Source organism: Arthrobacter sp. 10T425, assembly GCF_056393985.1.
In genome coordinates this window covers 58,570-82,104 of the sequence record NZ_JBFTGZ010000017.1, presented here as the reverse complement: position 1 = coordinate 82,104, position 23,535 = coordinate 58,570, and the positions used below count along the sequence as shown (strand labels likewise).

General features: G+C 68.9%; 18 protein-coding genes and 1 pseudogene. 11 read left to right on the top strand and 8 right to left on the bottom strand.

Annotation, left to right across the window (positions count from 1 at the left end):
- Positions 1-166 precede the first annotated feature (166 nt).
- Positions 167-814: pseudogene (locus AC1DDH_RS17635) on the top strand (ArsR/SmtB family transcription factor); the annotation flags it as partial.
- Between the two features lie 178 nt (positions 815-992).
- Entirely contained in the window at positions 993-1,685 is a 693-nt protein-coding gene (locus AC1DDH_RS17630; RefSeq protein ID WP_476888271.1) for an SRPBCC family protein, read from the top strand.
- A 158-nt stretch (positions 1,686-1,843) separates the two neighbouring features.
- Here AC1DDH_RS17630 and yczR read toward each other — a convergent pair whose 3' ends face one another.
- Complete coding sequence (gene yczR, locus AC1DDH_RS17625) at positions 1,844-3,409, bottom strand: MocR-like transcription factor YczR (protein ID WP_476857791.1); 1,566 nt, start codon at positions 3,407-3,409, stop codon at positions 1,844-1,846.
- A 61-nt stretch (positions 3,410-3,470) separates the two neighbouring features.
- Here yczR and yczE point away from each other — a divergent pair, with 61 nt between their 5' ends.
- Positions 3,471-4,184 carry a membrane protein YczE gene (gene yczE, locus AC1DDH_RS17620; RefSeq protein ID WP_476857790.1) on the top strand — a complete coding sequence of 238 codons (714 nt, stop codon included), beginning with the start codon at positions 3,471-3,473 and terminating at the stop codon, positions 4,182-4,184.
- Positions 4,185-4,213: 29 nt separating this feature from the next.
- Here the strand turns inward: yczE and AC1DDH_RS17615 are convergent, their stop codons facing one another.
- The 7 genes from AC1DDH_RS17615 to AC1DDH_RS17585 all read right to left on the bottom strand — a co-directional run bounded on the left by AC1DDH_RS17615 (position 4,214) and on the right by AC1DDH_RS17585 (position 13,253).
- Positions 4,214-5,080, bottom strand: coding sequence for a DNA-formamidopyrimidine glycosylase family protein (locus AC1DDH_RS17615; protein WP_476874482.1), 867 nt, complete (start codon positions 5,078-5,080; stop codon positions 4,214-4,216).
- Entirely contained in the window at positions 5,073-10,196 is a 5,124-nt protein-coding gene (locus AC1DDH_RS17610; RefSeq protein ID WP_476955965.1) for a DNA glycosylase AlkZ-like family protein, read from the bottom strand. Before AC1DDH_RS17610 ends, AC1DDH_RS17615 begins: the two co-directional genes overlap by 8 nt.
- A gap of 133 nt (positions 10,197-10,329) precedes the next feature.
- Positions 10,330-10,962 (bottom strand): DUF4232 domain-containing protein, encoded by a 633-nt coding sequence (locus AC1DDH_RS17605; RefSeq protein WP_476955964.1) that lies wholly within the window; start codon positions 10,960-10,962, stop codon positions 10,330-10,332.
- Positions 10,963-11,104: 142 nt separating this feature from the next.
- A complete protein-coding gene (locus AC1DDH_RS17600) occupies positions 11,105-11,239 on the bottom strand; it encodes a hypothetical protein (RefSeq protein WP_476850651.1) in 135 nt (44 codons plus the stop codon).
- A complete protein-coding gene (locus tag AC1DDH_RS17595; RefSeq protein WP_476888266.1) occupies positions 11,226-11,471 on the bottom strand; it encodes a hypothetical protein in 246 nt (81 codons plus the stop codon). The genes AC1DDH_RS17600 and AC1DDH_RS17595 overlap by 14 nt, the downstream gene beginning before the upstream one ends.
- Positions 11,472-11,630: 159 nt before the next feature.
- Positions 11,631-12,230 carry an SRPBCC family protein gene (locus AC1DDH_RS17590; protein WP_476955963.1) on the bottom strand — a complete coding sequence of 200 codons (600 nt, stop codon included), beginning with the start codon at positions 12,228-12,230 and terminating at the stop codon, positions 11,631-11,633.
- 12 nt (positions 12,231-12,242) lie between these two features.
- Positions 12,243-13,253: a LacI family DNA-binding transcriptional regulator gene (locus AC1DDH_RS17585; RefSeq protein WP_476850649.1), complete on the bottom strand. Its 1,011-nt coding sequence runs from the start codon at positions 13,251-13,253 to the stop codon at positions 12,243-12,245.
- A 246-nt stretch (positions 13,254-13,499) separates the two neighbouring features.
- Between AC1DDH_RS17585 and AC1DDH_RS17580 the strand changes: the two genes are divergently transcribed.
- The 8 genes from AC1DDH_RS17580 (at position 13,500) to AC1DDH_RS17545 (ending at position 23,533) form a co-directional block, all read left to right on the top strand.
- Positions 13,500-15,044: a sugar ABC transporter ATP-binding protein gene (locus AC1DDH_RS17580; protein ID WP_476850648.1), complete on the top strand. Its 1,545-nt coding sequence runs from the start codon at positions 13,500-13,502 to the stop codon at positions 15,042-15,044.
- Positions 15,041-16,087, top strand: coding sequence for an ABC transporter permease (locus tag AC1DDH_RS17575; protein WP_243182157.1), 1,047 nt, complete (start codon positions 15,041-15,043; stop codon positions 16,085-16,087). The genes AC1DDH_RS17580 and AC1DDH_RS17575 overlap by 4 nt, the downstream gene beginning before the upstream one ends.
- The gene (locus tag AC1DDH_RS17570) at positions 16,080-17,162 is read left to right on the top strand and encodes an ABC transporter permease (protein ID WP_476860444.1); all 1,083 of its coding nucleotides are present in this window, start codon (positions 16,080-16,082) and stop codon (positions 17,160-17,162) included. The genes AC1DDH_RS17575 and AC1DDH_RS17570 overlap by 8 nt, the downstream gene beginning before the upstream one ends.
- 74 nt (positions 17,163-17,236) lie before the next feature.
- Positions 17,237-18,304, top strand: coding sequence for a rhamnose ABC transporter substrate-binding protein (gene rhaS / locus AC1DDH_RS17565; protein ID WP_084476154.1), 1,068 nt, complete (start codon positions 17,237-17,239; stop codon positions 18,302-18,304).
- A gap of 185 nt (positions 18,305-18,489) precedes the next feature.
- Positions 18,490-19,938: an arabinose isomerase gene (locus AC1DDH_RS17560; protein WP_476850646.1), complete on the top strand. Its 1,449-nt coding sequence runs from the start codon at positions 18,490-18,492 to the stop codon at positions 19,936-19,938.
- Positions 19,935-20,318, top strand: a complete 384-nt coding sequence (locus AC1DDH_RS17555; protein WP_223914439.1) for an L-rhamnose mutarotase — start codon at positions 19,935-19,937, stop codon at positions 20,316-20,318. The genes AC1DDH_RS17560 and AC1DDH_RS17555 overlap by 4 nt, the downstream gene beginning before the upstream one ends.
- Positions 20,315-21,493, top strand: coding sequence for an L-rhamnose isomerase (gene rhaI, locus AC1DDH_RS17550; protein ID WP_476955962.1), 1,179 nt, complete (start codon positions 20,315-20,317; stop codon positions 21,491-21,493). The genes AC1DDH_RS17555 and rhaI overlap by 4 nt, the downstream gene beginning before the upstream one ends.
- Positions 21,494-21,496: 3 nt before the next feature.
- A complete protein-coding gene (locus AC1DDH_RS17545) occupies positions 21,497-23,533 on the top strand; it encodes a bifunctional aldolase/short-chain dehydrogenase (protein WP_476955961.1) in 2,037 nt (678 codons plus the stop codon).
- The last annotated feature ends 2 nt before the right edge of the window (positions 23,534-23,535 follow it).

Sequence of the window (23,535 nt, the reverse complement as noted above, 5' to 3'; positions counted from 1 at the left end):
GGCGGCCGCCCTGAGCTCCAGTTCGCTGGACCCGTGCCAGGTCGACGGAAACATACGGCGACCTCGGACGCTTCCGGCGAACTCGCCATGCGCCGCTGCCCGCACACGAGCGCCGACGAGAAAAAAGTTCTTGACAAATAAAATTGTCGGAAGGCAGACTGGAGGCATGTTAGACATCGGAGTGATTGAGGATCCGGCCGCGGCCGAGGCCTCGCTGGACCCGATCCGGACGCGGATCCTGCGCGAACTGGCCGAGCCCGGATCTGCGACGCAGCTCGCCGCGAAGGTGGGCCTGCCACGGCAGAAGGTGAACTACCACCTCAAAGCGCTCGAGCGGCATGGGCTCGTCGAGCTCGTCGAGGAGCGGCGGCGCGGCAACGTGACCGAACGCATTCTGCGGGCGACGGCGGCGTCGTACCTGATTTCGCCGGCGGCGCTGGCCTCGGTGGCGCCGGACCCGCACCGGTTCTCGGACCGCTTTTCCGCCTTCTGGCTGCTGGCACTCGCTGCCCGCATGGTCCAGGAGATGGGGCAGCTGATCGCCGGGGCGTCCGCGGCCCGGCAGAAACTCGCCACCTTTGCCATCGACGGCGAGATTACCTTCCGTTCGGCGGCGGACCGGGCGGCCTTCGCCGAGGAGCTCGGCGTCGCCGTGACCAGGCTCGTGGACAAATACCACGACGGCGGTGACCTCCCCTCAGGTTCCCCCTCAGGTTCCGCGGCAGATCAGCAGGCAGGTTCCCAGGCTGGTCGCCGGCCGGAGGGACGCAAGCACCGGCTGGTCGTCGCGCTGCACCCGGCGCTCAAGGCGCCGCAGCCGAAGGCAGCGCACTCAGACCCACAAACAGCAACCCCACAAACAGCAACCCCACAAACAGCAACCCCACAAACAGCAACCCCACAAACAGCAACCCCACAAACAGCAACCCCACAAACAGCAACCCCACCAACAGCTACCCCACAAACAACCCCACAAGCCAAGGAGCAGGACAATGACTGACCAACGGAAATTCGAAATCGTCTACGACACTGAACTGCCCGGTACCCCGGAACGGGTGTGGGAGGCCGTCACCAAGGACACCCCGGCCTGGATGTTCCCCACGGACCAATGGCCGGCGGTCCGGACCGTGGACGAATACCCCACCCGTCTGGTGTCCCGGATGGACGGTCCGGATGGCTGGTTCAACCAGCTGGAGCACGTCCTGGAAGCGCTCGACGGTGGCCGGGCACGGCTGCACTATGTGCACAGCGGCATCTTCGCGGACAACTGGGATGAGCAGTACGACGGCGCCAGCAAGCACACGGCGTTCTATCTGCACACCCTGGGCCAGTACCTGAAGTACTTCGACGGCAAGCCCGTGGTCTTCGCGGACATCCAGGCACCCGCGGCTTCGCAGACCCCGGACGGCTTCGACCGGCTCAAGCGGGCCCTGGGCGTCGACACTGCCGCTCCGGGGGAGACGGTGGAACTGGAGCTCGACGGCGTCGGGCCGCTGGCCGGCGAAGTGGACTTCGCCAACGAGAACTTCCTCGGCCTGCGGACCGCGGACACGATGTACCGCTTCTTCGGGCGCAACGCCTTCGGCGCGCCGGTGGGCATGACCGTGCACGACTTCAGCGGCAGCGGGGACGCCGGGGCGACGGCGAAGGCCTGGGCCGGGTTCCTGACGAAGGTCTACGCCTGATCCCGCGACGCGCATCCTGCCTGGCGATGCCCTGAACGTTCGAGTTCGCCGGAACGGGCCGAAGTCGCCGGAATGGTCCGGCGACTTCGGACGTTTCCGGCGACCTCGAGGCGCGGGAAAGAAAGGGCGTCGCGGGACGGGCCTGTGCGCGACTCGGTTCAGGCGATGGCCGCGGCCGGCGGGGACGACAGGTTGCGCCGCAGCTGCGGGGAGGCCTCCAGCCGGTCCTGCGCCGAACGCAATGCCAGCACGGCCGTCTCCAGCTGCTCCGGTGGCAGCGTGAACGGCAACCGCAAGTACTGCTCAAACGCGCCGCCGACGCCGAACCGGGGGCCGGCGGCGAGCCGGATCCCGACGTCGGGGGCCAGCACCGCCAGTGCCGTGCTGATCGGCGCCGGGAGTCGGCACCAGACGGACAGGCCGCCGACGGGCCATTCGGGCTCCCAACCGGGCAGGTGCTCCCGAATCAGTTCCACCAGTTTGTGCCGGTTCCCGCGCAGCGCGGCCAGCCTGTCGGGGAGCGGCTCCGTCATGGCATTGACCAGATGCGCCCCGGCGAGCTGCTCCACCACCGGCCCGCCCAGGTCCAGGGTGGTGCGGGCAGCGGCGAAACGCTGAATGAGGGGCTCGCTGGCGCGGATCCAGCCGGTGCGCAGCCCTGCCCAGTGCGACTTGCTGAGGGAACCGAGGGAGACCACCGCCGGGCTGAAAGCGGCCATGGGGGTCGAGGCGGCGCCGTCGAGGTTCAACTCGCGCAGCGTCTCGTCCACCACCAGCACAGTGCCCGACGCCGCGGCCGCCTTCACGAGCCGGCGCCGCTGGGAATCGGGCATCAGCCGGCCGGTGGGGTTGTGGAAGTCCGGCACCACGTATGCCATCGCGGGCCGCTGCTGGAGCAGCGCCGTTTCCATGGCCTCGAGGTCCCAGCCGCCTGCGCCGTTGTGGGCAAGGCCGTTACCGCCTGGGCTGTGGAGACGGCCGCCGTGGACTGCGCCGTTATGGCCTGTGCCGCCGGGTGTTGCGGCAGGCATGGCCACCGGGACCGGTCGGCAGCCCGCAGCCCGGATCGCGTCGAGGGCGTTCGGGTAGCTCGGATGCTCCACCAGCACCTTGGTCCCGGACCGCCCGGCCAATGTGCGGAGCACAATGTTCAGCGCGTGCTGGGCGCCGGAGGTGACCAGGACCTGCGCGGCCGTTGTCGGGACCCCGGCGGCGGTGTACCGGGCCGCAATGGCTTCCCGGAGCGGGCCCACGCCCAGGGCGTCGTAGCCGAAGCCAGGCAGCAGGGCCGGCAATTCGGTCAGGGCCGCGGCAAACGCCCGGTGCACCACTTCGCCGCTCGCGGGCAGGGAGGCGTAAGCCAGGTCCAGGATCCCGTCCGGCACCGCCAGGCCGGGCGCGCCACTTAGCCGCAGGGCTCCGTCGTGGCCGCCGGCATGCAAGGGCCCCTGGCTTGGGATGCAGCTCCGGCTCCGACTGCCCTGGCCGCTGCTGAGGAAACCCTGCTCTCGCAGCAGGGCGTAGGCCGCCGTCACCGTGGTGCGGCTGATGCCAAGGGCCGCTGCCAGCGAGCGCTCGCTCGGCAGGGCGACGTCCAGGGCTACGCGGCCGTCGAGGATGAGCAGGCGGACGACGTCGGCCAGCTCGCGGTAAGCGGGGGCGGCACCGACGTTCCACTCGCCCAGCAGGCGGGCCAGCGACCCCGGAGTCAAAGAGACGGACATAGAGCCAGTATTTCAAACTGGCTATGGATTGCAAGGCCAGTTTTCGTGGAGGATGGAGACCATGTTGACCCGCAGACTCCTCCAGCTCCTCATCGGCCTCGCTCTTTACGGCATTTCCCTCGCCATGGTCATCCGCGCCAGCCTCGGCACGGCGCCGTGGGACGTGCTCCACCAGGGGCTGGCGGCCAGGACCGGGCTCAGCCTCGGCACGGTGGTGGTTGTTGTCAGCTTCCTGGTGCTGCTGCTGTGGATCCCGCTCCGGCAATGGCCTGGCGTCGGAACCCTGTGCAACGCGGTGCTGGTGGGGGTCTTCGCGGACATCGGGCTGGCCCTGATTCCACAGTTTTCGCATCTGGGCGGCCAGATCTGCCTGCTCGTCGGGGCCGTGCTGCTCAACGGCGTCGCCTCCGCCTGCTACATCGGCGCCCGCCTGGGCCCGGGCGCACGGGACGGGCTCATGACGGGCCTCGCCCGGCGGACGGGCTGGCCGGTCCGGGTTTGCCGCACCGGCATTGAAGTGGTGGTCCTTGGCGCGGGCTGGCTGCTGGGCGGCTCGGTCGGTGTGGGCACGGTGCTGTACGCGCTGGCCATTGGCCCCCTGGTGCAGTTGCTGCTGCCGCGGTTCACCGTTCCGGAAGCGCGTCCGGTCCCTGCGGCAGGAACTGAAGCGTCCGGAACTGAAACGGCCGGAACTGAAGCGTCCGGAACTGAAACGGAAGCCGCCGTTGCCGGGACGGCAGTCCCTGTGGCGGCGGGCAGCGGGCCGGCCGATTGATTTCCGCGGGTTAATTCCCGCGGGCCCCGTCAGCCGGCGCCTTCTCTTCCGGGGCCCGGCAGGGGCTGGCAGGTGGGGCAGTAGTAGATGTCCCGTTCCTCGGTGAAAGTGCCGGCGCCGTTCTCCTTGCCCAGGACGCCGCGGCGGATCGGAGTGCCGCATTTGAGGCACGGCTGGTGCTCGCGCCGGTAAACCCAGTAACCGGGACGCCCGGCGGTGCGGCCCACCGGCACGCCCCGCGCGTTCAGCACGGTGGTCCGCCGGCCCGGCCCGAGGTTGGCGGAGAGCAGGACCTGGGCGTCGGTAATGATGGCGGCCAGATCCGGTACTGCCGAGACGGGCGACGCCGGGTGGACTCCCGCGAGGAAGCAGGCCTCGCACCGGTAGATGTTTCCGATCCCCGCGAGCTTGCTCTGGTCCAGCAGGGCGACGCCTATCGGAACGTCCGGAGCCGCGAGCAGCCGGTGTTCGGCCTCGGCCGCGTCCCAGTCCGGGCCCAGCAGGTCCGGGCCGAGGTGCCCCACGATGGTGTCCTCCTGGTCGGTCCGGACCACCTCAAGGATGCCCAGGGAGAACCCGACGGCGTCGGCCGTGGCGGTCCGCAGCACGCAGCGGGCCGTGAAGCCGGGCTTCCGCCAGCGGCCCCCGGGCGGGTAGACCTGCCAGCTGCCCTCCATCTTCAGGTGCGAATGGATGGTGAGCCGGTCTCTGGACGTCGGGCCCTGGACGCGCATCAGCAGGTGCTTGCCGCGGGGCACCACCTCGGCCACGGTCCAGCCGCCGAGTTTCAGGGTGGCGAAGCGCGGGACCCGGAAGTCGGAGGAGACCAGTTCCTTCCCGGCCAGGGCTGCGTGCAGCTGTGCGGCGGCGCGGAAGACCGAATCGCCCTCAGGCACGGATCCTCAGTCCCTTGGGCGTGGAATAGGCCCCGGCCTGGGCGAGGGCGGCCGCCACCGGGGTGTCCAGGATGCCGTGGCCGTTGACCTTTTCCATGATCAGCTTGTCCACCGCGCCGCGGGTCACCACACCCACCAGGGCCGTGCCGGCCGCGGCCAGGACGTCGGGGTCGTCGCTGAACGCGAGCAGGGTCTTGCCGCCGCGTTCGACGTACAGCGCCAGGGCGCCGTCGACCAGGACCACGAGGGCGCCGGCCTTCCGGCCGGGGCGGTGGCCGGTGCCGGCGTCGACGTTGAGCGCGGGCCACGGCAGTGCGGCGCCGTACGGGTTGGCGGGGTCGGTCGCGGCGAGGGCCAGGGCCACCGGCTCGGCCTTGTGCAACTCGGCGTCCTCGACGTAGGACCGCAGCCGGTCCACCGTGGCCGGGACGGCGAACTGCGCCGCGCCGAGGTGTTCGATGAAGTAGCCGCGGCGGCAGCGTCCGGCTTCCTCGAGCCGGGCCAGCACTTTGTACATGAGGCCGAAGCCGCCGAGGATGTTTTCTGCCATGACCGAGCCGCGGGTGACCACGCCGTAGCGGTCCAGGAGCAGCTCCGCGGTGGCCCGGGCATGGATGGTGGGATCGAGCTCCGGGGAGGGCAGCGCGGACCAGCGTCCCGCGGCGAGCGGGGGAGCGGGCGCGGTGCCGGTCACGGATCCGTACCGGCCGCCGGTGAGTCCCGGTGATCCGAGCAGGCCGGTGCCGTGCGCCCGTCCGAGCCGGCTGAGCCGCGGCGCGCGGGCCCGCGGGGCGCGCCCCACCTGCCGGTGCGCGGTGTGGCCGCCGGCGATCAGGGCCCTGACGGGGGCGAACGTGTCGCCGGTAATCCGGCCCGCCCAGGCGAGATCCCAGAGTGCGGCCACCACGTCCTGGTCGCTGAGCACCGAATCCATGCCGCCGGCAACCTCGGTCAGCTGCCGGAAGAAGTAGCCGCCGTTGTTCTGCAGGTGCTCGAGGAGCCGTCGCTGCGCGTCGCCGGGTTCGAAGTCGATGGACGGGTTCAGCGTCAGTTCGGCCGAATCGGCGAGGTGCAGGCTCACCCAGCCGTCGTTGCCGGGCAGCGAGCCGGCACCGGACCAGAGGACCTCGCCGGCGGCCATGAGCTCGTCCAGCATGGCCGGCTGGTAGTTGGAGACGCGGCTGGCCAGGACAAGCGGCTCCCATGCCGAGGCCGGAATGGGCACGCCGGAGAGCTGGTCGATGGCCGTGATAATGCCGTCCAGGCCGCGGAGCGCGGACTGCCCGCGGCCGCCCGGGGTCCGCAAGTTCTGCCAGGCGGGAAGGAATCGGCCGTAGGCGGCGGCGTCCACCGGTTCGACTTCGGCGCGGAGCGCGGCGAGGGAACGGCGGCGCAGCCTGCGGAGGACCTCGGCGTCGCACCATTCGCTCACGCTGGCCGGAGGAAAAACAGTGGGCAAAACGGCGGGCTGGAACGCCTCCTCGCCGGATCCCTCCACCCCGGATTCTTCACCGCCGGCTGCCGTGCTGGCTGACGTGCCCGCCGGTGGCGCAGCGTGCGGGCGGAACTCTCCTTCCACCACGCGTCCGTCCGCGGCCAGCCGCTTCAGTGCCGTGCCGACGACGGCGACGCCCAGTCCCAGCCGCGCCGCGGCCTCGGCGGCGGTGAAGGGCCCGTGCGTGCGGGCGTAGCGCGAGACGAGGTCGCCGAGGGGGTCCGCGACCGGTTCGATGAAGGCCAGCGGCACACCCATGGGCAGCGGCACGCCGAGGGCATCCCGGAGCCGGGCGGCATCCTCGACGGCCGCGAAGCGTTCGATGCCGCCGATGTTGACCTTGATCGCCCGGTTGGCCCGCTGCAGTGCGGTGAGGTGGGCGCCGGCGTCGGCCTCGGTTGCCGGGGTTTCGACAGGCAGGCCCCCCTGGTCGGTCCCGGCAGCCTCGCTTCCCTGGGCTGGGGCCGCCACCGGCTCCAGCCGGGCGGCGACCTCGTCCGGCGAGAGTGGACCGAGGAGGCGCAGGAGGTCCGCGACGCCCTCCAGCCCGCGCACCTGTCGGTCGCGGGCCAGCCGCTGCAGTTCGCGTTCGGTGGCCTCGATGACCTTCGCATCCAGCAGTTCGCGCAGCTCAACGCGGCCCATGAGCTCGTTGAGCAGGGTGGAATCGAGGGCCAGGGCGGCGGCCCGGCGCTCAGCCAGCGGGGAGTCGCCTTCGTAGAGGAACTGGGCCACGTAGCCAAAGAGTAAAGACTTCGCGAACGGGGAAGGCTGCTGGGTGGTGGTCTGGACGATCCTGAGCTCGCGGCGCTCGACCGACGCGGCGATGTCCTTCAGCGCCGGAAGGTCGTAGACATCCTGAAGGCACTCGCGGACCGTCTCGAGGACAATCGGGAACGTCGGGTACTTCCGGGCAACATCCAGCAGCTGCGCCGAACGCTGCCGCTGCTGCCACAAGGGTTGCCGCTTGCCGGGATTCTGCCGGGGCAGGAGCAGCGCGCGGGCCGCGCACTCGCGGAACCGGGAGGCGAACAGGGCGCTCCCGCCGACCTCCGCCGTCACGATCTGCTCGATTTCCTCCGGGTCGAACAGGAACAACTCGGCGCCCGGCGGCTCATCCTCCATCATGGGCACGCGCAGCACGATGCCGTCGTCGGCGGCCATGGCCGAGCCGTCCATCCCGTAGCGCTGCTGCAGGCGCTGGCCCACGGCCAGGGCCCACGGTGCGTGCACGGGCATGCCGAAGGGGCTGTGCAGCACCACGCGCCAGTCGCCGAGCTCGTCGTGGAAGCGTTCCACCACGAGGGTCGTGTCGCTGGGGACCACCTCGGTGGCGAGCCGTTGTTCGGCGAGGTACTGGATCAGGTTGTTCGCGGCGTAATCGTCCAGTCCGCTGGCCTTGCACCGCTCGGTGGCCGGCCCGACGTCGGACGCCGCCAGTTCGCGCATAAACGCGCCGAGGGCGCGGCCCAAGTCCACCGGCCGGCCCAGGGAGTCGCCCTTCCAGAAGGGGAGCTTGCCGGGCTGGCCGAACGCCGGCGAGACCAGGACACGGTCGTGCGTGATGTCCTCGATCTTCCAGCTGGTGGCGCCGAGCGCGAAGATGTCGCCAACCCGGGATTCATAGACCATTTCCTCATCGAGTTCGCCCACCCGGCGCCCGCCCTTGGCCGCGGCGGCGGCCGGGCTGGCTGCCCTGCCGTCCGCACTGGCGCCGCCGGAGGAACCGCTACCGCCGGTGCCCTCGACTTCGGTGCCAATGATGTAGACGCCGAACAGCCCGCGGTCCGGGATGGTGCCGCCGGAAGTGACGGCGAGCCGCTGCGCGCCGGGCCTGCCCTCGATGGTCCCGGCGTTCCGGTCCCAGATGACCCGGGGGCGCAGTTCGGCGAATTCGTCCGAGGGGTAGCGCCCGGCAAGAAGGTCCAGGGTGGCTTCGAACGCGGAGCGGGGGAGCGAGGCGAACGGCGCCGACCGTCGGACCGTGTTGAACCAGTCCTCCACGTCGATGGCACCGAGGGCCGTGGCGGCGACCGTCTGCTGGGCCAGGATGTCCAGCGGGTTGGCCGGTACGCTCAGCCGCTCGATCTTGCCCGCGAGCATCCGCTCCACGGTGATGGCCGTGTGGACCAGGTCCGCCCGGTGCTTCGGGAACAGGACGCCCTGGGAGACTTCGCCGACCTGGTGGCCGGCGCGGCCCACCCGCTGCAGGCCGCTGGCCACGGAGGGCGGCGACTCCACCTGCACCACCAGGTCCACGGCACCCATGTCGATGCCGAGCTCGAGTGAGGACGTGGCCACGACGCAGCGCAGCCGCCCGGATTTCAGGTCATCTTCAATCAGGGCGCGCTGGTCCTTGGACACGGAGCCGTGGTGGGCGCGGGCCAGCACGGGATCGGCGCCGGCGGTGCTCCCGGCCTGGGCCATCATGTGGGCCGGTGTGGCGGTGGAGGTGGGCTGCGCGGCGGCGCCGCCGGACGGCATGCCCACGCCGCCGGACGGCACCGGACTCGGCACGTCATTCGGTCCGGCTTCGAAGTCCGGGGCGCCGGCGCCAAAGTCCGTCCAGCCGCCGCCGGCTGCCAGGAGCTGGCGTTCGGCGTAGATCTCGTTGAGCCGGGCGGTCAGCCGTTCGGCGAGGCGGCGGGAGTTCGCAAACACGATGGTGGACTGGTTGGCGAGCACCAGGTCCACGATCTTTTCCTCCACATGCGGCCAGATGGAGGCCTGGGGCTGCAGCCCGGAGGCCGGGCCGGAGTCGAAGGCCCCGGCGGCGCCCTGGAGATCGGACATGTCCTCCACCGGGACGGAGACAGTCAGGTCCCAGTTCTTCCGTGACGGAGGGGCGACAATTTCCACCGGCGCCGAGCCGGCGAGGAACTGCGCCACCAGCTCCTTGGGTTCCACGGTGGCCGACAACCCGATCCGCTGGGCGGGCTTGGGCAGCAGCGCGTCCAGCCGTTCCAGCGATACTGCCAGATGCGCCCCGCGCTTGGTGCCGGCGACGGCGTGGACCTCGTCGACAATGATCGTGTCCACTTCGCTGAGGGTTTCGCGGGCCTTCGACGTCAGCATCAGGAAGAGCGATTCCGGGGTGGTGATGAGGATATCGGGCGGGTGGCTGAGCAGCGAGCGGCGGTCCGACGCCGTCGTGTCCCCGGACCGGACGCCCACGCTAATGAGCGGGGCCGGCAGGTCCAGGCGTTTGGCGGTCTGCGTGATGCCGATCAGCGGCGCGCGGAGGTTGCGTTCGACGTCGACGCCGAGAGCCTTGAGCGGGGATATGTACAGCACGCGGGTCTTGCGCTGGGGCGCCTTGCCTCGAGCAGGCTTCCGGCGCCCACCCTTGACCGCCGGGTCCAGGCCGGGCAGGGCTTCGGGCTCTGCGGGCGCGGAGACAAGCAACCGGTCCAGCGCCCAGAGGAACGCGGCGAGCGTCTTGCCGGAGCCGGTGGGTGCGACGACCAGGGCGTGCGCACCGGAGGAGATGGCATTCCATGCGCCGTTCTGGGCCGGTGTGGGCGCGGAAAAAGCGCCCAGGAACCAGTCCCGGGTCGGCCGGCTGAACCGGTCCATGGCGTCGGCCGCGAGTGTGCCGCCGGCGAGCTCCTGCCCCTTCATTCCTCCATCATGCCCTACCCCGCCGACACTATTGGCCGGGCCACATCATGGGGCGGCGGGTCCCGCGGGGGCCAGGTGCCCCGGGACGGGCGGGAGCGCAGACGCGCTGGATCAGAGACGCGGGGGACGGGTGTTACTTGGGCTGGAAGGCACCGATGGTCAGCAGGTTGATCTCCGTGTTGGTGCAGGCGTCCAGTTGCTGCGGAATGAACAGCGACGCGGTGTCGTTGGGCGGGTAGACCCGGAATCCTGCCGCCGGTGTCTTGGTGCAGTCCGGGTAGTTGGCGGCCTGGGTGTAGCGCAGGGTGGCTGTGCCGGCCTTGCCCGGGGCAAGCGTGACGTCGGTGACCGGGCCCGAGTCGTCGCGGGTAGCGGCGGCGCCGATCGGCTCACCGTCGGCCCCTGCTGTGAGGGAGACGCCCGCGAAGCCCTTCAGCAGGCACGGTTCGGTGCCCGAGTTGGTCAGGATCAGCTGCATGTAGATGCTGCCGGCCGCGCCGCCGCCCGTGGCGTCGGTGGTGCCGGTCAGGCTTGCGGCCTTGCACAGCTGGGGGCCGCCCTTGGCGGTGGACGGTGCGGCGGCCGCAGAGGATTCCGGCGCGGCGGCGGACGTCGCGGGCGGCTGGCTGGTCTCCGTGGCAGACGGGCTGGGCGGGGACGTGGCCGACTGGGCCTGCGTCGAGCTGCCCTCGCAGCCGCTGAATAGGAGGGCCGCCGCGGCAGCCGTTGTCACAACCAGTGCGTGCTTCATTCGCTGAGACCTCATGGCTCAACCATTATCCCCGCCGTTGCCTTAGTCAACGATGCCACTGCGACGGAGCCCGATTGATGTCCGGATTGTGATTTCCCGGCATCGGCCGAGGTCAACTGCGCCGCGTGCTCTTTTCCGCAGCCGGCGAGCGGCTGCCCTAGTCGGTCTCGGGCCCCGAGCAGTAGTGGCAGTCGTCGGGGCAGGAAGCGGCCCAGGGGTCCGTCCCGGCCGCGGACCCGGACAGGATTTCCGGCTGCCGTGTCAGGGCCGTTGGCCGGTCAGTTGCCAGCATGGCCGGCTCCTTCGGGGTCTGCCACGCTCAGTTCAAAGCCGTCGGCAACGTGGAACAGCTGACGGTGCCCGCCGTCGGAGAGCACCCATACGACGTCGCCGTCGGGCGTGCGGTTATCGACCAGGCCCGCGTGCTCAAGGCGGCCGCTACGGTGGAGGTGGACGGCGTCGCCGATCTCGACGTCGTCCCAATGGGCGGCGCTGCCGGAAGGCCGGTTTTTCTGCAAGGTCATGAGGAGTCCTGAACGGTCACGGGAAACGAGGATGTGATCCAGCTAACCGCGGAATGGCCCCCCGCCTCAATGGTCAAGTGAATGAGACACTGACTTACTGTTGTGCACAAGTCCAGGGCCGGAAGTCCAGGGCCGGAGCCCCGGGCAGAACTCCAGACGTTAGGCGGCCGGGAACGTGTCCGTGTGGGCTGCGCGGCGGGTCAGCCAGGCAAAGGTGGGCGGAGGGGGCGGTGGGACAGTCGCTGACCCGGCCGCCGTGCGCCCCGAGCTGCCCCCCGCTGCCGCGCGGCGCCGGCGCAGTTCCAGGGCGAGGCTCTCCTGGCCGCGGGCCATCGCCCAGCGGTGGTTGGCGGCGAAGGCCGGCTTCAGCAGCCAGCTCAGCCGCCGTAGTAGGGGCTTGGCGGCGCTGACGCGCCAGTTGTAGGTGATGACCGTTTCCGGCCCGTCAGGCTCGAAGGTCCAGCGGCCGGTGCCGTTCAGATCGCCTGCCGCGGTGAGGGCGAAGCCGCGGGCCGTGACGGGCTCCGTAACCGTGAGGGTCCAGCGGAGCGTATAGGGCAGCCAGCCCTTCGTGTAGAGGCGTACGGGTCTGTGCATTCCGGGCCCGGGCTCCGGGCCGCCGGCCACGGGCTCGACGCTGAGATAGACGGAAGGCCACCAGCGCGGCATGGCGGTGGCGTCGCCCAGGACGGCCGCGACCTCCTCCGGCGTGCCCGCCACGCGCCAGACGGTCCGGAACTCATAATCTGTGCTGCCCATCGGGGCCTCCTTTCAGCCCTGCGTGGATGCCCTCACTATCAATTCGGGCGGAAAGACCACCTGGGTGGGTGCGAAGCCGTCCTCCGATGCCGCCTCCCGGAGCAGCAGTTCCAGTGCGGTGGAGCCGATGAGGGCGCTGGGCTGCCGGATGGAGGACAGCGGGACGACGGCGGCGGCGGCGAACTCTATGTCGTCGTAGCCGATCAGGGCTATCTCCTGCGGCACCTTAACGCCGCCCATGAGCATCAGGCCCTGCAGGGCACCCACGGCAAGCAGGTCGTTGGCTGCAAAGATCGCATCCGGGCGTTCGGCTTCGGGCCGGGCCTGGATGGACTCGCCGGCCGCCCTGCCCGAAAGCACGGTCAGGGATTCCGTGGCGATGACCTCCAGCGTTGCACCCGCAACGGCGTCGATGGCCTTCCGCGCCCCTGCCAAACGGTCCGCTACCTGCCGGATGCTTGCCGGTCCGCCGATAAACGCGATCCGCCGCCTGCCCAGCGACAACAGGTGGGCCGCAGCCATCTCCCCGCCCGCCAGGTCGTCCACGGCCACGGAGGAGAAGCTCGTGTTCTCTGTCTGCCGGTCCACGAGCACTGTAGGGATGCCCCGGCGCCGGAGCTGCTCCAGCCGGGGAATCACATTTCCTACCGGGGACAGCAGCACGCCCCGCACGCGCTGCTGCTCAAAGAGGTCCAGATACGCGGATTCCCGGCCCTCGTCCTCGTTGCTGTTGCCGACGAGGACGGTGAAGTTCTCCGCGGCGGCGCGGTCCTCCGCGCCCCGGGCCAGATCCGAGAAGAAGGGGTTGGCAGCGTCCAGGACCACCAGGCCGATGCTGTGGCTCATGCCCGCGCGCAACTGGCGCGCGGCGTCGTTCCGGACGAAGCCGAGCTTGTCGATGGCGGACTGGACCCTCAGGGTAACTTCCGCGGAAACCTTCTGCGGCCGGTTCAGCACATTGGAGACCGTCCCCACCGAGACGCCGGCCAGTGCCGCGACGTCCTTGACGCTCGCTGAAACCATTTCCTGTGCTCCTGAAGGTGGACGCCGCAGCCCCTGGGGCCAGGCGGCGCGTACGCAAAATAGTCACTTCAGGATACCCGTCCGGGGTCCACTTTGAACCCTTTCATTGAAACGAATCAAAAGCAGCGTCACGAATGCCTGACGTCAGTTGACGTGTTGATTTGAAGACCTTATGATTCAAATCACAACTCGTTATGAAACGATTCATTGCAGTGTTCACTAAGCCCCAAAGGTGCGGTCAATTTTATGCAGCAGACACACAGTTCCCGGTCCGGCCCCGCTGAGGGGGAGCAGGTTCCGGTCCTCTCGCTCTCCCACGCAGCCAAGACCTTCGGCCCGGTGGTCGCCCTGGCCGACGGCACCATCCACATCGAGGCTGGCGAAATCCACGCACTCGTCGGCGAGAACGGCGCCGGCAAGTCCACGCTGGTGAAAATCCTCGCTGGCCTGCACCACCCCGATTCCGGCGACTTCCAGGTGGCCGGCCAGAGCGTCCAGTTCCGCAATGTTGCCGAGAGCAAGGACGCCGGAATCTCGGTCATCTACCAGGAACCCACGCTCTTCCCCGACCTGAGCGTCGCGGAGAACATTTTCATCGGCCGCCAGCCCAAGGGCCGCTTCGGGCTCATCAGCAAAGCGACCATGGTCAGGGAGGCGCGCAAGCTGTTCGAGCGGCTCGGCGTTCCGATCGACCCGACCCGCATCGCCGAAGGCCTGTCCATCGCGGACCAGCAGATCATTGAAATCGCCAAGGCCATTTCGCTGGACGCCAAAGTCCTGGTGATGGACGAGCCCACGGCAGCCCTCAGCGGCGTCGAGGTGGAACGGCTGTTCGCCGTGGCCCGGAGCCTCCGGGACCGCGGGACCGGCATCCTCTTCATTTCGCACCGTTTCGACGAAGTCTTTGACCTGTGCGACCGCATCACCGTGATGCGGGACGGCCGGTACATCTCCACCCACCGCACGGCCGACGTCACCGTCGAGCAGGTCGTTCGCGAGATGGTGGGCCGCGACATTGGCGCCCTGTTCCCCAAGACCCCCGCCGAGATCGGCGACGTGGTCCTGAAAGTGGACGGCCTCAGCCGCGCCGGGGTGTTCCGCGATATCAGCTTCGAGGTCCGCGCCGGGGAAATCGTTGCCTTGGCCGGCCTCGTCGGCGCCGGCCGCACCGAGGTGGCCCGTGCCGTATTCGGCATCGACCCCTACGACGCCGGCGATATCACCTTCGACGGACGCAAGCTCAGGCCGAGGAATCCCCAGGTGGCCATCACCGCCGGCATGGGCTTCGTGCCGGAGGACCGCCGCAAGCAGGGCCTCGTGATGGACCTGTCCGTGGCCCGGAACGTCACGCTCACGCTGCGCAACAAGTACACGACGGCGGGCCTGATCAACGGGGGCGCGGAGCGGCGCGCGGCCCAGGAATGGAGCAAACGGCTCCAGGTCAAGACCGGCTCGCAGGAGTACGCCGTCTCCACGCTCTCCGGCGGCAACCAGCAAAAGGTGGTGCTCGCCAAGTGGCTGGCCACGGACCCGCGGCTGCTGATCATCGACGAACCCACCCGCGGCATCGACGTCGGCACCAAGAGCGAGGTCCACCGGCTCATATCGGACCTCGCCGGGCGCGGGATCGCGATCCTGATGATCTCCTCGGAACTGCCCGAGGTCCTCGGCATGGCGGACCGCGTCCTGGTCATGCGCGAAGGCCGGATCACCGCCGAACTCGACCGTGCCGATGCGAACCCCGAATCGGTCATGCACGCCGCCACGTCTTCCGCAGGAGGAACCCTGTGAGCTCAGCTCTGGACCACAAGAACGCAACGACGCCGGCACCCGACGCCGGAGCCCGGGGCGCCGTCGCCTCGCTGCTGCGGATGCGCGAACTCCCCGTGCTGATCGCGCTGGCACTGCTGGTACTCGTCACCTACCTGATCAACCCGCTGTTCCTCACCGCGCAGGGCGTGAAGGACCTGCTGCTCAACGCCACGATCATCATGATTCTGGCGGTGGGGCAAACCCTGCTGATCATCACCAGGAACATCGACCTTTCCGTCGGCTCCATGTTGGGGCTGGTCGCCTTCGGCACCGGCTCCCTTTTCTCGGCCATGCCCGACGTGCCGATCATCGCAGTCTTTGTGATCGGCATGGCCTTCGGGGCGCTGCTGGGCGCCGTCAACGGCGCACTGGTCACCCTCGCCAAAGTACCCGCCCTGGTCATCACCCTCGGGACGCTCTACGTGTACCGCGGCCTGAACAACGCCTGGGCCGGCGGCAAGCAGTACTTCGCCGGCGACCGTCCGGAGGAGTTTGGCGCCCTCTCGGTGAACACCTTTCTGGGGTTCCCCGTCATCACGCTGCTGGCCATCGTCGTCGTAATCGCCGTCGCCATCTACATGTCCGGCACCCGCCCGGGCCGTGACCTTTACGCCATCGGCTCGGACCCGGACGCGGCCACCGCCTTCGGCATCAAGGTCTCCAAGCGCGTGTTCCTCGCGTTCCTGGCCAACGGCGCGCTCGCCGGCCTGGCCGGTGTGCTTTACGCCAGCCGCTTCAACTCCGTCGGCGCCACCACCGGCACCGGGATGGAACTGACCGTAGTGGCGGCCGCCGTCGTCGGTGGTGTGGCCATCTTCGGCGGCAGCGGATCGGTGACCGGGGCCGCGCTCGGCGCCGTCCTCCTGACCACCATAACCAGCTCCCTGACCGCCCTGCGGGTGGACAAGTTCTGGCAGCAGGCGATCGTCGGCGTGCTGATCCTCACCGCCATCATCATCGACCGCGTGGCCAGCCTGCGCACAGCCAAGAAACTGCGGATTAGCGAGGCTCGCAATGTCTGAAACCACGTCCACCACCAGCACGGCGCCGGCTCCCGTGGCTGACAACACCAAGCCGCTGGCCAGCGAACCGAAGGGCCGGACCGGGGCCGCGCGGATCCTGATGGGCCGTGACGCGGTCACCATCTACGCCCTGATTGCTTTCCTGATCTACGCCGCCATCGCCATCCCGCGCTTCGCCTCGCCGGTCACCACCGGCTTCCTGCTCCTGGACGTGATCCCGGTCCTGCTGATTGCCATGCCGATGACGCTGATCATCATCACGGGCGAAATCGACCTGTCCGTGGCCAGCACCGCCGGCCTGACCAGCGCCCTGATGGGCGTCCTCTGGGCCGGCGGGACGGACATCTGGCTGGCCCTGGCAATCAGCCTGCTGGCAGGAATTGCCGCCGGCATGTTCAACGGCTTCCTGATCGCGGTCCTCGGACTGCCCTCCCTGGCGGTCACCATCGGCACCCTGGCGTTGTTCCGCGGCCTGGCCCTGGTCATCATCGGCGACAACGCCGTGGCCAACTTCCCCAAGGCGCTGACCGCCTTCTTCACCTCCAAAATCGGCGGTACCGGCATCCCCACGGTGATGATCGGCGTCGTGGTGGTGATGGTCTTCTTCGGCGTGCTGCTGCACTTCACACCGTTCGGACGCGGCCTCTATGCGATGGGCTACAGCAAGGAAGCCGCCAGCTTCGTCGGGATCAACGTCGCCCGCAGCAAGTTCTGGCTCTACGTCGGGTCCGGCGCCGTTTCGGCTCTCGCCGGCATCTACTGGACGCTGCGCTACACAAGCGCCCGCAGCGACAACGCCTCCGGCCTGGAACTGGCCGTCATCGCCGCCGTCCTGCTCGGCGGCGTGTCGATCTTCGGCGGCAAGGGCTCCATCCCCGGCGTCATCGCCGGCGTCCTGCTGATCGGCACGCTCAACTACGCCCTCCGCCTGGCCCGGGTGTCCGACGTCGTCCTCATCACGGTGACCGGACTGCTGCTGATCCTCTCAGTGGTGGCGCCGAGCATCGGCTCCGCCATCAGGCAATGGCGGCACACCCGCCGCGTCCGCCGAAGTTTCACCCGCAAGGCCACCTGAAATCTGCACACCACAACAAACCGCGCCCGCCTGGGACCGGCTGTACCGACCGCACGAAGGAAAAGGGAAGAACAATGATGTTGAACCGCAAGAACAAGGGCCGGACCGGCCGACTGGGAAGCATGGTGGCCATCACCGCCGTGGCCGCACTGGCGCTGACAGCCTGCAACAGCGGCTCTGCATCCTCGACCGACACCAGCAGCCCCTCGGCAGGGGGCGGGGACCAGAAGATCACCTTCATCCCCAAGCAGCTGAACAACCCGTACACGGACGTTGTTCTGGGCGGCGGCAAGAAGGGCGCCACTGAGGCAGGATTCGCCTCCTCGCAGGTCGTCGGACCGCTGGAAGCCTCCGCCTCCAGCCAGGTTTCGTTCATCAACGCCGAGACTCAGGCCGGCACGAACGTCATCGCGATTGCCGCCAATGACCCCGACGCCGTCTGCACCGCCCTCGGCGAAGCCCGTTCCGCCGGCGCCAAGATCGTCGCGTTCGACTCGGATACCAATCCCGACTGCCGCGACATCTTCATCAGCCAGGTCGTCGCCAAGGACGTTGCCTTGATCCAGACCAAGCTGATTTCCGAGCAGATCGGCGGCAGCGGCGAGATCGCCATCCTGTCCGCCACCGCCAACGCCACCAACCAGAACGAGTGGATCAAGTACATGGAGGAGGAGCTCGCCTCCAACCCCGCGTACAAGGACATCAAGCTTGTGGCCAAGGTCTACGGCGATGACAACGACACCAAGTCCTTCCAGGAAGCCCAGGGCCTCATGCAGGCCCACCCGAACCTGAAGGGCATCATCTCGCCCACCACAGTGGGCATCGCCGCCACCGCCCGGTACCTCTCAACGTCCGCCTACAAGGGCAAGGTTGCCCTGACCGGGCTCGGACTGCCGAATGAAATGCGGCCCTTCGTGAAGGACGGCACCGTCAAGGAGTTCGCCCTCTGGGATCCGGCACAGCTCGGCTACGTGGCGGCGTTCGCCGGCAAGGCCCTCAAGGACGGCAAGATCACCGGCGCCGAAGGGGATACCTTCACCGCCGGCGAACTGGGCGAACGCAAGGTCGAAAAGGGCGGCCTGGTGATCGTCGGCCCGCCGACGGTCTTCAACGCCGAGAACATCGACAAGTACAACTTCTGATCCGTTCCTGACCCATCCCGAGCGGCCGGGCGGGCCGCCGACAGCCCGCCCGGCACCTCACCACTTCACTCCGTTCCACTTCACCGGTGCCGCAGCACCGGGCCCACGGCGTCAACTCCACAGCCGTGCCCGGAAACCACGTTCCGGAGCCCCAGATCCCCCTTTTCATGCCGGAAGGCCCCCACATGAACCAGAAACAACCGGCAGACCGGCTGCTGCAACCGCACCGGCGCCGCCCCACCCGCATCGGGCTGGTCTCCGGCGGTCTCGGCGCCTACTGGCCCCAGTTCCCGGAGCTGCTGCCGCAGCTGCGGGAGTCCGTCCGGTACGTCACCGGCCGCTTCCAGGAGCTCGACGCCGACGTCGTCGACACCGGCTTCATCTCCGACGCGCAGGAGGCCGCCGCGGCCGGCGAAAAGCTCCGCGTCGCCGACTGCGACCTCATCGTCATCTTCCTCACCACGTACCTGACATCCTCCATGGTCCTGCCCATCGCCCAGCGCGCGAAGACCCCCGTCCTGGTGATCGACCTGCAGCCAACCGAAGCGATGGACCACGCCAACTTTGACACCGGCAAGTGGCTGGCCTACTGCGGCCAGTGCCCGGTGCCGGAGGTCGCCAACGTCTTCCGCCGGGCCGGGATCGACTTCCGCTCAGTCTCGGGGCACCTTAAGCAGGAGTCCGCCTGGGAGCGGATCACCGCGTGGGTCCACGCCGCCGGCGTCCGCGCCCGGCTCCGCAATGCCCGGCACGGGCTCATGGGCCACCTCTATCCGGGCATGCTGGATGTCGCCACCGACCTCACCACCGTGTCCACCACCTTCGGCTCCCACGTGGAGGTGCTGGAATTCGATGACCTCCGCGAACGGGTCAACGCCGTCACGGAGGCGGAGGTGACCGAACGGCTCGGGCTCGCCCGCGAACTTTTCGTTGTGGATGACTCCGTGAACGACGACGACTTCGCGTGGGGTGCGAAGGTGTCCGTCGGCCTGGACCGCCTTGTGGAGGACTTCGACCTGGACTCCGTGGCCTACTATCACCGCGGACTGGCCGGCGAACAGCACGAACGGCTCGGCGCCGGGATGATCCTGGGCTCCTCCATCCTGACGGCCCGGGGCATCCCGATGGCCGGCGAGTTCGAGCTGCGGACCTCCATCGCCATGCTGGCGGCCCAGGCGATCGGCGCCGGGGGATCATTTACCGAGATCCAGGCCCTGAACTTCCTCGACAACGTGGTCGAAATGGGACACGACGGCCCGGCCCACCTGGCCGTGTCCGCCCAGGACCCGCTCCTGCGCGGACTCGGCATCTACCACGGCAAACGCGGCTGGGGCGTCTCGGTCGAATTCGATGTTCGCCACGGCCCCGTCACCACCTTCGGCCTCGGCCAGGACCCGGACGGAAGCTACGTGTTCGTCACCTCCGAGGGCGAGGTGGTTCCCGGCCCGCTCCTGCAGATCGGCAACACGACCTCCCGGGTGGACTTCGGCGGGGACCCCGGGCTCTGGGTGGACGTCTGGAGCCAGACCGGAATCGGCCACCACTGGGCCCTGTGCGTCGGCCACCGCGCCGCCGACATCAAGGCCGCCGCATCCCTGCTGGGCATCGAACACCGCCACGTGGTGCTCTCATGAGCACGCAACGCGTCTGCTTCCAGCTCCAGGTCAAGCCCGCGCTGATCGGGGAATACACCCGCCGGCACGCCGCCGTCTGGCCGGAGATGCTCCGGGCCCTGAAGGCCTCGGGCTGGAACAACTACTCACTCTTCCTCCGGCCCGACGGGCTCCTGATCGGCTACTTCGAAACGGACAGCCTGACCGAAGCCCAGGCCCGGATGGCAGCCACTGACGTCAACGCCCACTGGCAGGCCGACATGGCCGGCTTCTTCGACGACCTCGCCGGAGCGCCGGACCAAGGCTTCCTCCAGCTCACCGAAATCTTCAATCTCGAGGACCAGTTGTCCGCAGCAAACGCCGCCGGGGACAACCACCAACCGCAGAAGGAACAACCATGAACACCACAGAAACGGCCCTGGGCCGCCTCGGGGAACTCGCCATCGAGGTCCCGTCCTGGGCCTACGGCAACTCCGGCACCCGCTTCAAGGTGTTCGGCACTCCCGGCACCCCGCGCACGGTCCACGAGAAGCTGGCCGACGCCGCGAAGGTCCACGAACTCACCGGACTCGCGCCCACCGTGGCGCTGCACATCCCCTGGGACAAGGTGGATGATTACGCGGCCCTGAAGGAGTTCGCGGCGGAGCTCGGCGTGGGACTCGGCACCATTAACTCCAACACCTTCCAGGACGACGAGTACAAGTTTGGTTCCCTGACCTCCTCGAACCCTGCGGTGCGCCGCCGCGCGATCGACCACCACCTCGAGTGCCTGGAGATCATGAACGCCACGGGCTCGCGGGATCTGAAGATCTGGCTCGCGGACGGCACCAACTACCCGGGCCAGGACGACATGCGCGGCCGGCAGGACCGCCTGGCCGAGTCGCTGCAGGAAATTTACGCAGCCCTGGGCGCCGAGCAGCGCCTGGTTCTGGAGTACAAGTTCTTCGAGCCGGCTTTCTATCACACCGATGTTCCGGACTGGGGTACCTCCTACGCCCAGACCCTGGCCCTGGGGGAGAAAGCCTTCGTCTGCCTCGACACCGGCCACCACGCCCCCGGCACCAACATCGAGTTCATCGTCATGCAGCTGCTGCGCCTGGGCAAGCTCGGCTCCTTCGACTTCAACTCCCGCTTCTACGCGGACGATGACCTGATCGTCGGTGCGGCGGATCCCTTCCAGCTCTTCCGCATCATGCACGAGGTCATCCGCGGCGGCGGGTTCGGCAAGTCCGCAGGAGAGAATTCAGCCGTCGCCCTGATGCTGGACCAGTGCCACAACCTGGAGGAAAAGATCCCGGGCCAGATCCGGTCTGTGCTCAATGTCCAGGAAATGACCGCCCGCGCCCTGCTGATCGACACCGATGCGCTGGCCGAGGCCCAGCGCAGCGGCGACGTCCTGGCCGCCAACGGCATCTTCAACGATGCCTTTTACACCGATGTCCGCCCCGCGCTGGCGCAGTGGCGTGAATCCCGCGGTCTGGCCGCGGACCCGATGGCCGCCTTCAAGGCCAGCGGTTACCAGAAGAAGATCAACGAGGACCGCGTCGGCGGCCACCAGGCCGGATGGGGCGCTTAAATAATGACCAATAAGACTGTTGAAGAACTGATCTCCCGTTCGAACCGCCTCGGCGCGGACAAGCGGAACACCAACTTCGCCGGCGGCAACACCTCCGCCAAGGGCACCGAAAAGGACCCCGTGACCGGCGAGGACGTCGAGCTTCTGTGGGTCAAGGGCTCCGGCGGTGACCTGGGCACGCTGAAGGCCGAGGGCCTTGCCGTGCTGCGGCTGGACCGGCTGCAGGCGCTCAAGAACGTGTACCCCGGCGTCGAGCGTGAAGACGACATGGTCGCCGCGTTCGATTACTGCCTGTTCGGCTTGGGCGGCGCCGCCCCCTCGATCGACACCGCCATGCATGGCCTGGTCGATGCCGCGCACGTGGACCACCTGCACCCGGACTCCGGGATCGCCATCGCCACGGCCGCCGACGGCGAGGCCCTGACCAAGGAGATCTTCGGCGAGAAAGTGGCCTGGGTGCCGTGGCGGCGCCCCGGCTTCCAGCTCGGCCTGGACATCGCCGCGATCAAGGACGCCAACCCGCAGGCCGTCGGCACCATCCTGGGCGGCCACGGCATCACCGCCTGGGGCGCCACCAGCGAGGAAGCCGAAGCGAACTCGCTGTGGATCATCGAGCAGGCCGAGGAGTACATCAAGGACCACGGAAAGAACGAACCGTTCGGTCCCAAGCTGCCCGGCTACGCCGCCCTCCCGGAAACCGAGCGCCGCGCGAAGGCCGCCGCCCTGGCCCCCGTGATCCGCGGACTCGCCTCGACGGACAAGCCGCAGCTGGGGCACTTCAGCGACGACCCTGCCGTCCTGGCGTTCCTGGAAAGCGCCGAGCACCCGCGGCTCGGCGCCCTGGGCACGTCCTGCCCGGACCACTTCCTGCGCACCAAGGTCAAGCCGCTGGTCCTGGACCTGCCCGCCGACGCCCCGGTTGAAGACTCTGTGGCCCGGCTGAAGGAACTCCACGCCGCCTACCGCGAGGACTACCAGGGGTATTACGACCGGCACGCAACCCCGGACAGCCCCGCCCTGCGCGGCGCGGACCCGGCGATTGTGCTGGTGCCCGGCGTGGGCATGTTCTCCTTCGGCGCCAACAAGCAGACCGCCCGGGTGGCGGGGGAGTTCTACCTCAACGCCATCAACGTCATGCGCGGCGCCGAAGCCGTCTCCACCTATGCCCCGATCGAGGAAGCCGAGAAGTTCCGGATCGAATACTGGGACCTGGAGGAAGCCAAACTGGCCCGGATGCCCAAGCCGAAATCCCATGCCGGCCGGATCGCCCTGGTGACCGGGGCTGCGTCGGGCATCGGCAAGGCGATCGCCACCCGCTTCGCCGCCGACGGCGCGTGCGTGGTCATCGCTGACCTGAACCTGGACAACGCCCGGGCCGTGGCCGCGGAACTCGGCGGCGCCGACGTCGCCATCGGCGTCCAGGCCGACGTCACCGACGAAGCCCAGATCGCCGCCGCCATCGAGGAAGCCGTCCTGGCCTTCGGCGGACTGGACCTGGTGGTCAACAACGCGGGGCTCTCCATCTCCAAGCCGCTGCTGGAAACCACGGAAAAGGACTGGGACCTGCAGCACAACGTCATGGCCAAGGGCTCGTTCCTGGTGGCCAAGGCGGCCGCCCAGGTGATGATCGGCCAGGAGATGGGCGGCGACATCATCTACATCTCCTCCAAGAACTCCGTCTTCGCCGGCCCGAACAACATCGCCTACTCCGCCACCAAGGCGGACCAGGCCCACCAGGTCCGGCTCCTCGCCGCGGAACTGGGCGAGTACGGGATCCGGGTCAACGGCATCAACCCCGACGGCGTGGTCCGCGGCTCCGGGATCTTCGCCGGCGGCTGGGGCGCCAAGCGCGCCGCCGTCTACGGCGTGCAGGAAGAGGAACTGGGCAAGTACTACGCCCAGCGCACCCTGCTCAAGCGCGAAGTGCTGCCCGAAAACGTGGCCAACGCCGCCGCCGTGCTCACCGGCAGCGAGCTCTCCCACACCACGGGGCTCCACATCCCCGTGGACGCCGGCGTGGCCGCGGCCTTCCTGCGATGAGC

What these genes read in the sequence shown, in the direction of transcription:
- AC1DDH_RS17630 (WP_476888271.1), top strand. Translation starts at nt 993, where the DNA reads ATGACTGACCAACGGAAATTCGAAATCGTCTACGACACTGAACTGCCC.
- yczR (WP_476857791.1), bottom strand. Translation starts at nt 3,409, where the DNA reads ATGTCCGTCTCTTTGACTCCGGGGTCGCTGGCCCGCCTGCTGGGCGAG.
- yczE (WP_476857790.1), top strand. Translation starts at nt 3,471, where the DNA reads ATGTTGACCCGCAGACTCCTCCAGCTCCTCATCGGCCTCGCTCTTTAC.
- AC1DDH_RS17610 (WP_476955965.1), bottom strand. Translation starts at nt 10,196, where the DNA reads ATGAAGGGGCAGGAGCTCGCCGGCGGCACACTCGCGGCCGACGCCATG.
- AC1DDH_RS17605 (WP_476955964.1), bottom strand. Translation starts at nt 10,962, where the DNA reads ATGAGGTCTCAGCGAATGAAGCACGCACTGGTTGTGACAACGGCTGCC.
- AC1DDH_RS17600 (WP_476850651.1), bottom strand. Translation starts at nt 11,239, where the DNA reads ATGCTGGCAACTGACCGGCCAACGGCCCTGACACGGCAGCCGGAAATC.
- AC1DDH_RS17595 (WP_476888266.1), bottom strand. Translation starts at nt 11,471, where the DNA reads ATGACCTTGCAGAAAAACCGGCCTTCCGGCAGCGCCGCCCATTGGGAC.
- AC1DDH_RS17590 (WP_476955963.1), bottom strand. Translation starts at nt 12,230, where the DNA reads ATGGGCAGCACAGATTATGAGTTCCGGACCGTCTGGCGCGTGGCGGGC.
- AC1DDH_RS17585 (WP_476850649.1), bottom strand. Translation starts at nt 13,253, where the DNA reads ATGGTTTCAGCGAGCGTCAAGGACGTCGCGGCACTGGCCGGCGTCTCG.
- AC1DDH_RS17580 (WP_476850648.1), top strand. Translation starts at nt 13,500, where the DNA reads ATGCAGCAGACACACAGTTCCCGGTCCGGCCCCGCTGAGGGGGAGCAG.
- AC1DDH_RS17570 (WP_476860444.1), top strand. Translation starts at nt 16,080, where the DNA reads ATGTCTGAAACCACGTCCACCACCAGCACGGCGCCGGCTCCCGTGGCT.
- rhaS (WP_084476154.1), top strand. Translation starts at nt 17,237, where the DNA reads ATGATGTTGAACCGCAAGAACAAGGGCCGGACCGGCCGACTGGGAAGC.
- AC1DDH_RS17560 (WP_476850646.1), top strand. Translation starts at nt 18,490, where the DNA reads ATGAACCAGAAACAACCGGCAGACCGGCTGCTGCAACCGCACCGGCGC.
- AC1DDH_RS17555 (WP_223914439.1), top strand. Translation starts at nt 19,935, where the DNA reads ATGAGCACGCAACGCGTCTGCTTCCAGCTCCAGGTCAAGCCCGCGCTG.
- rhaI (WP_476955962.1), top strand. Translation starts at nt 20,315, where the DNA reads ATGAACACCACAGAAACGGCCCTGGGCCGCCTCGGGGAACTCGCCATC.
- AC1DDH_RS17545 (WP_476955961.1), top strand. Translation starts at nt 21,497, where the DNA reads ATGACCAATAAGACTGTTGAAGAACTGATCTCCCGTTCGAACCGCCTC.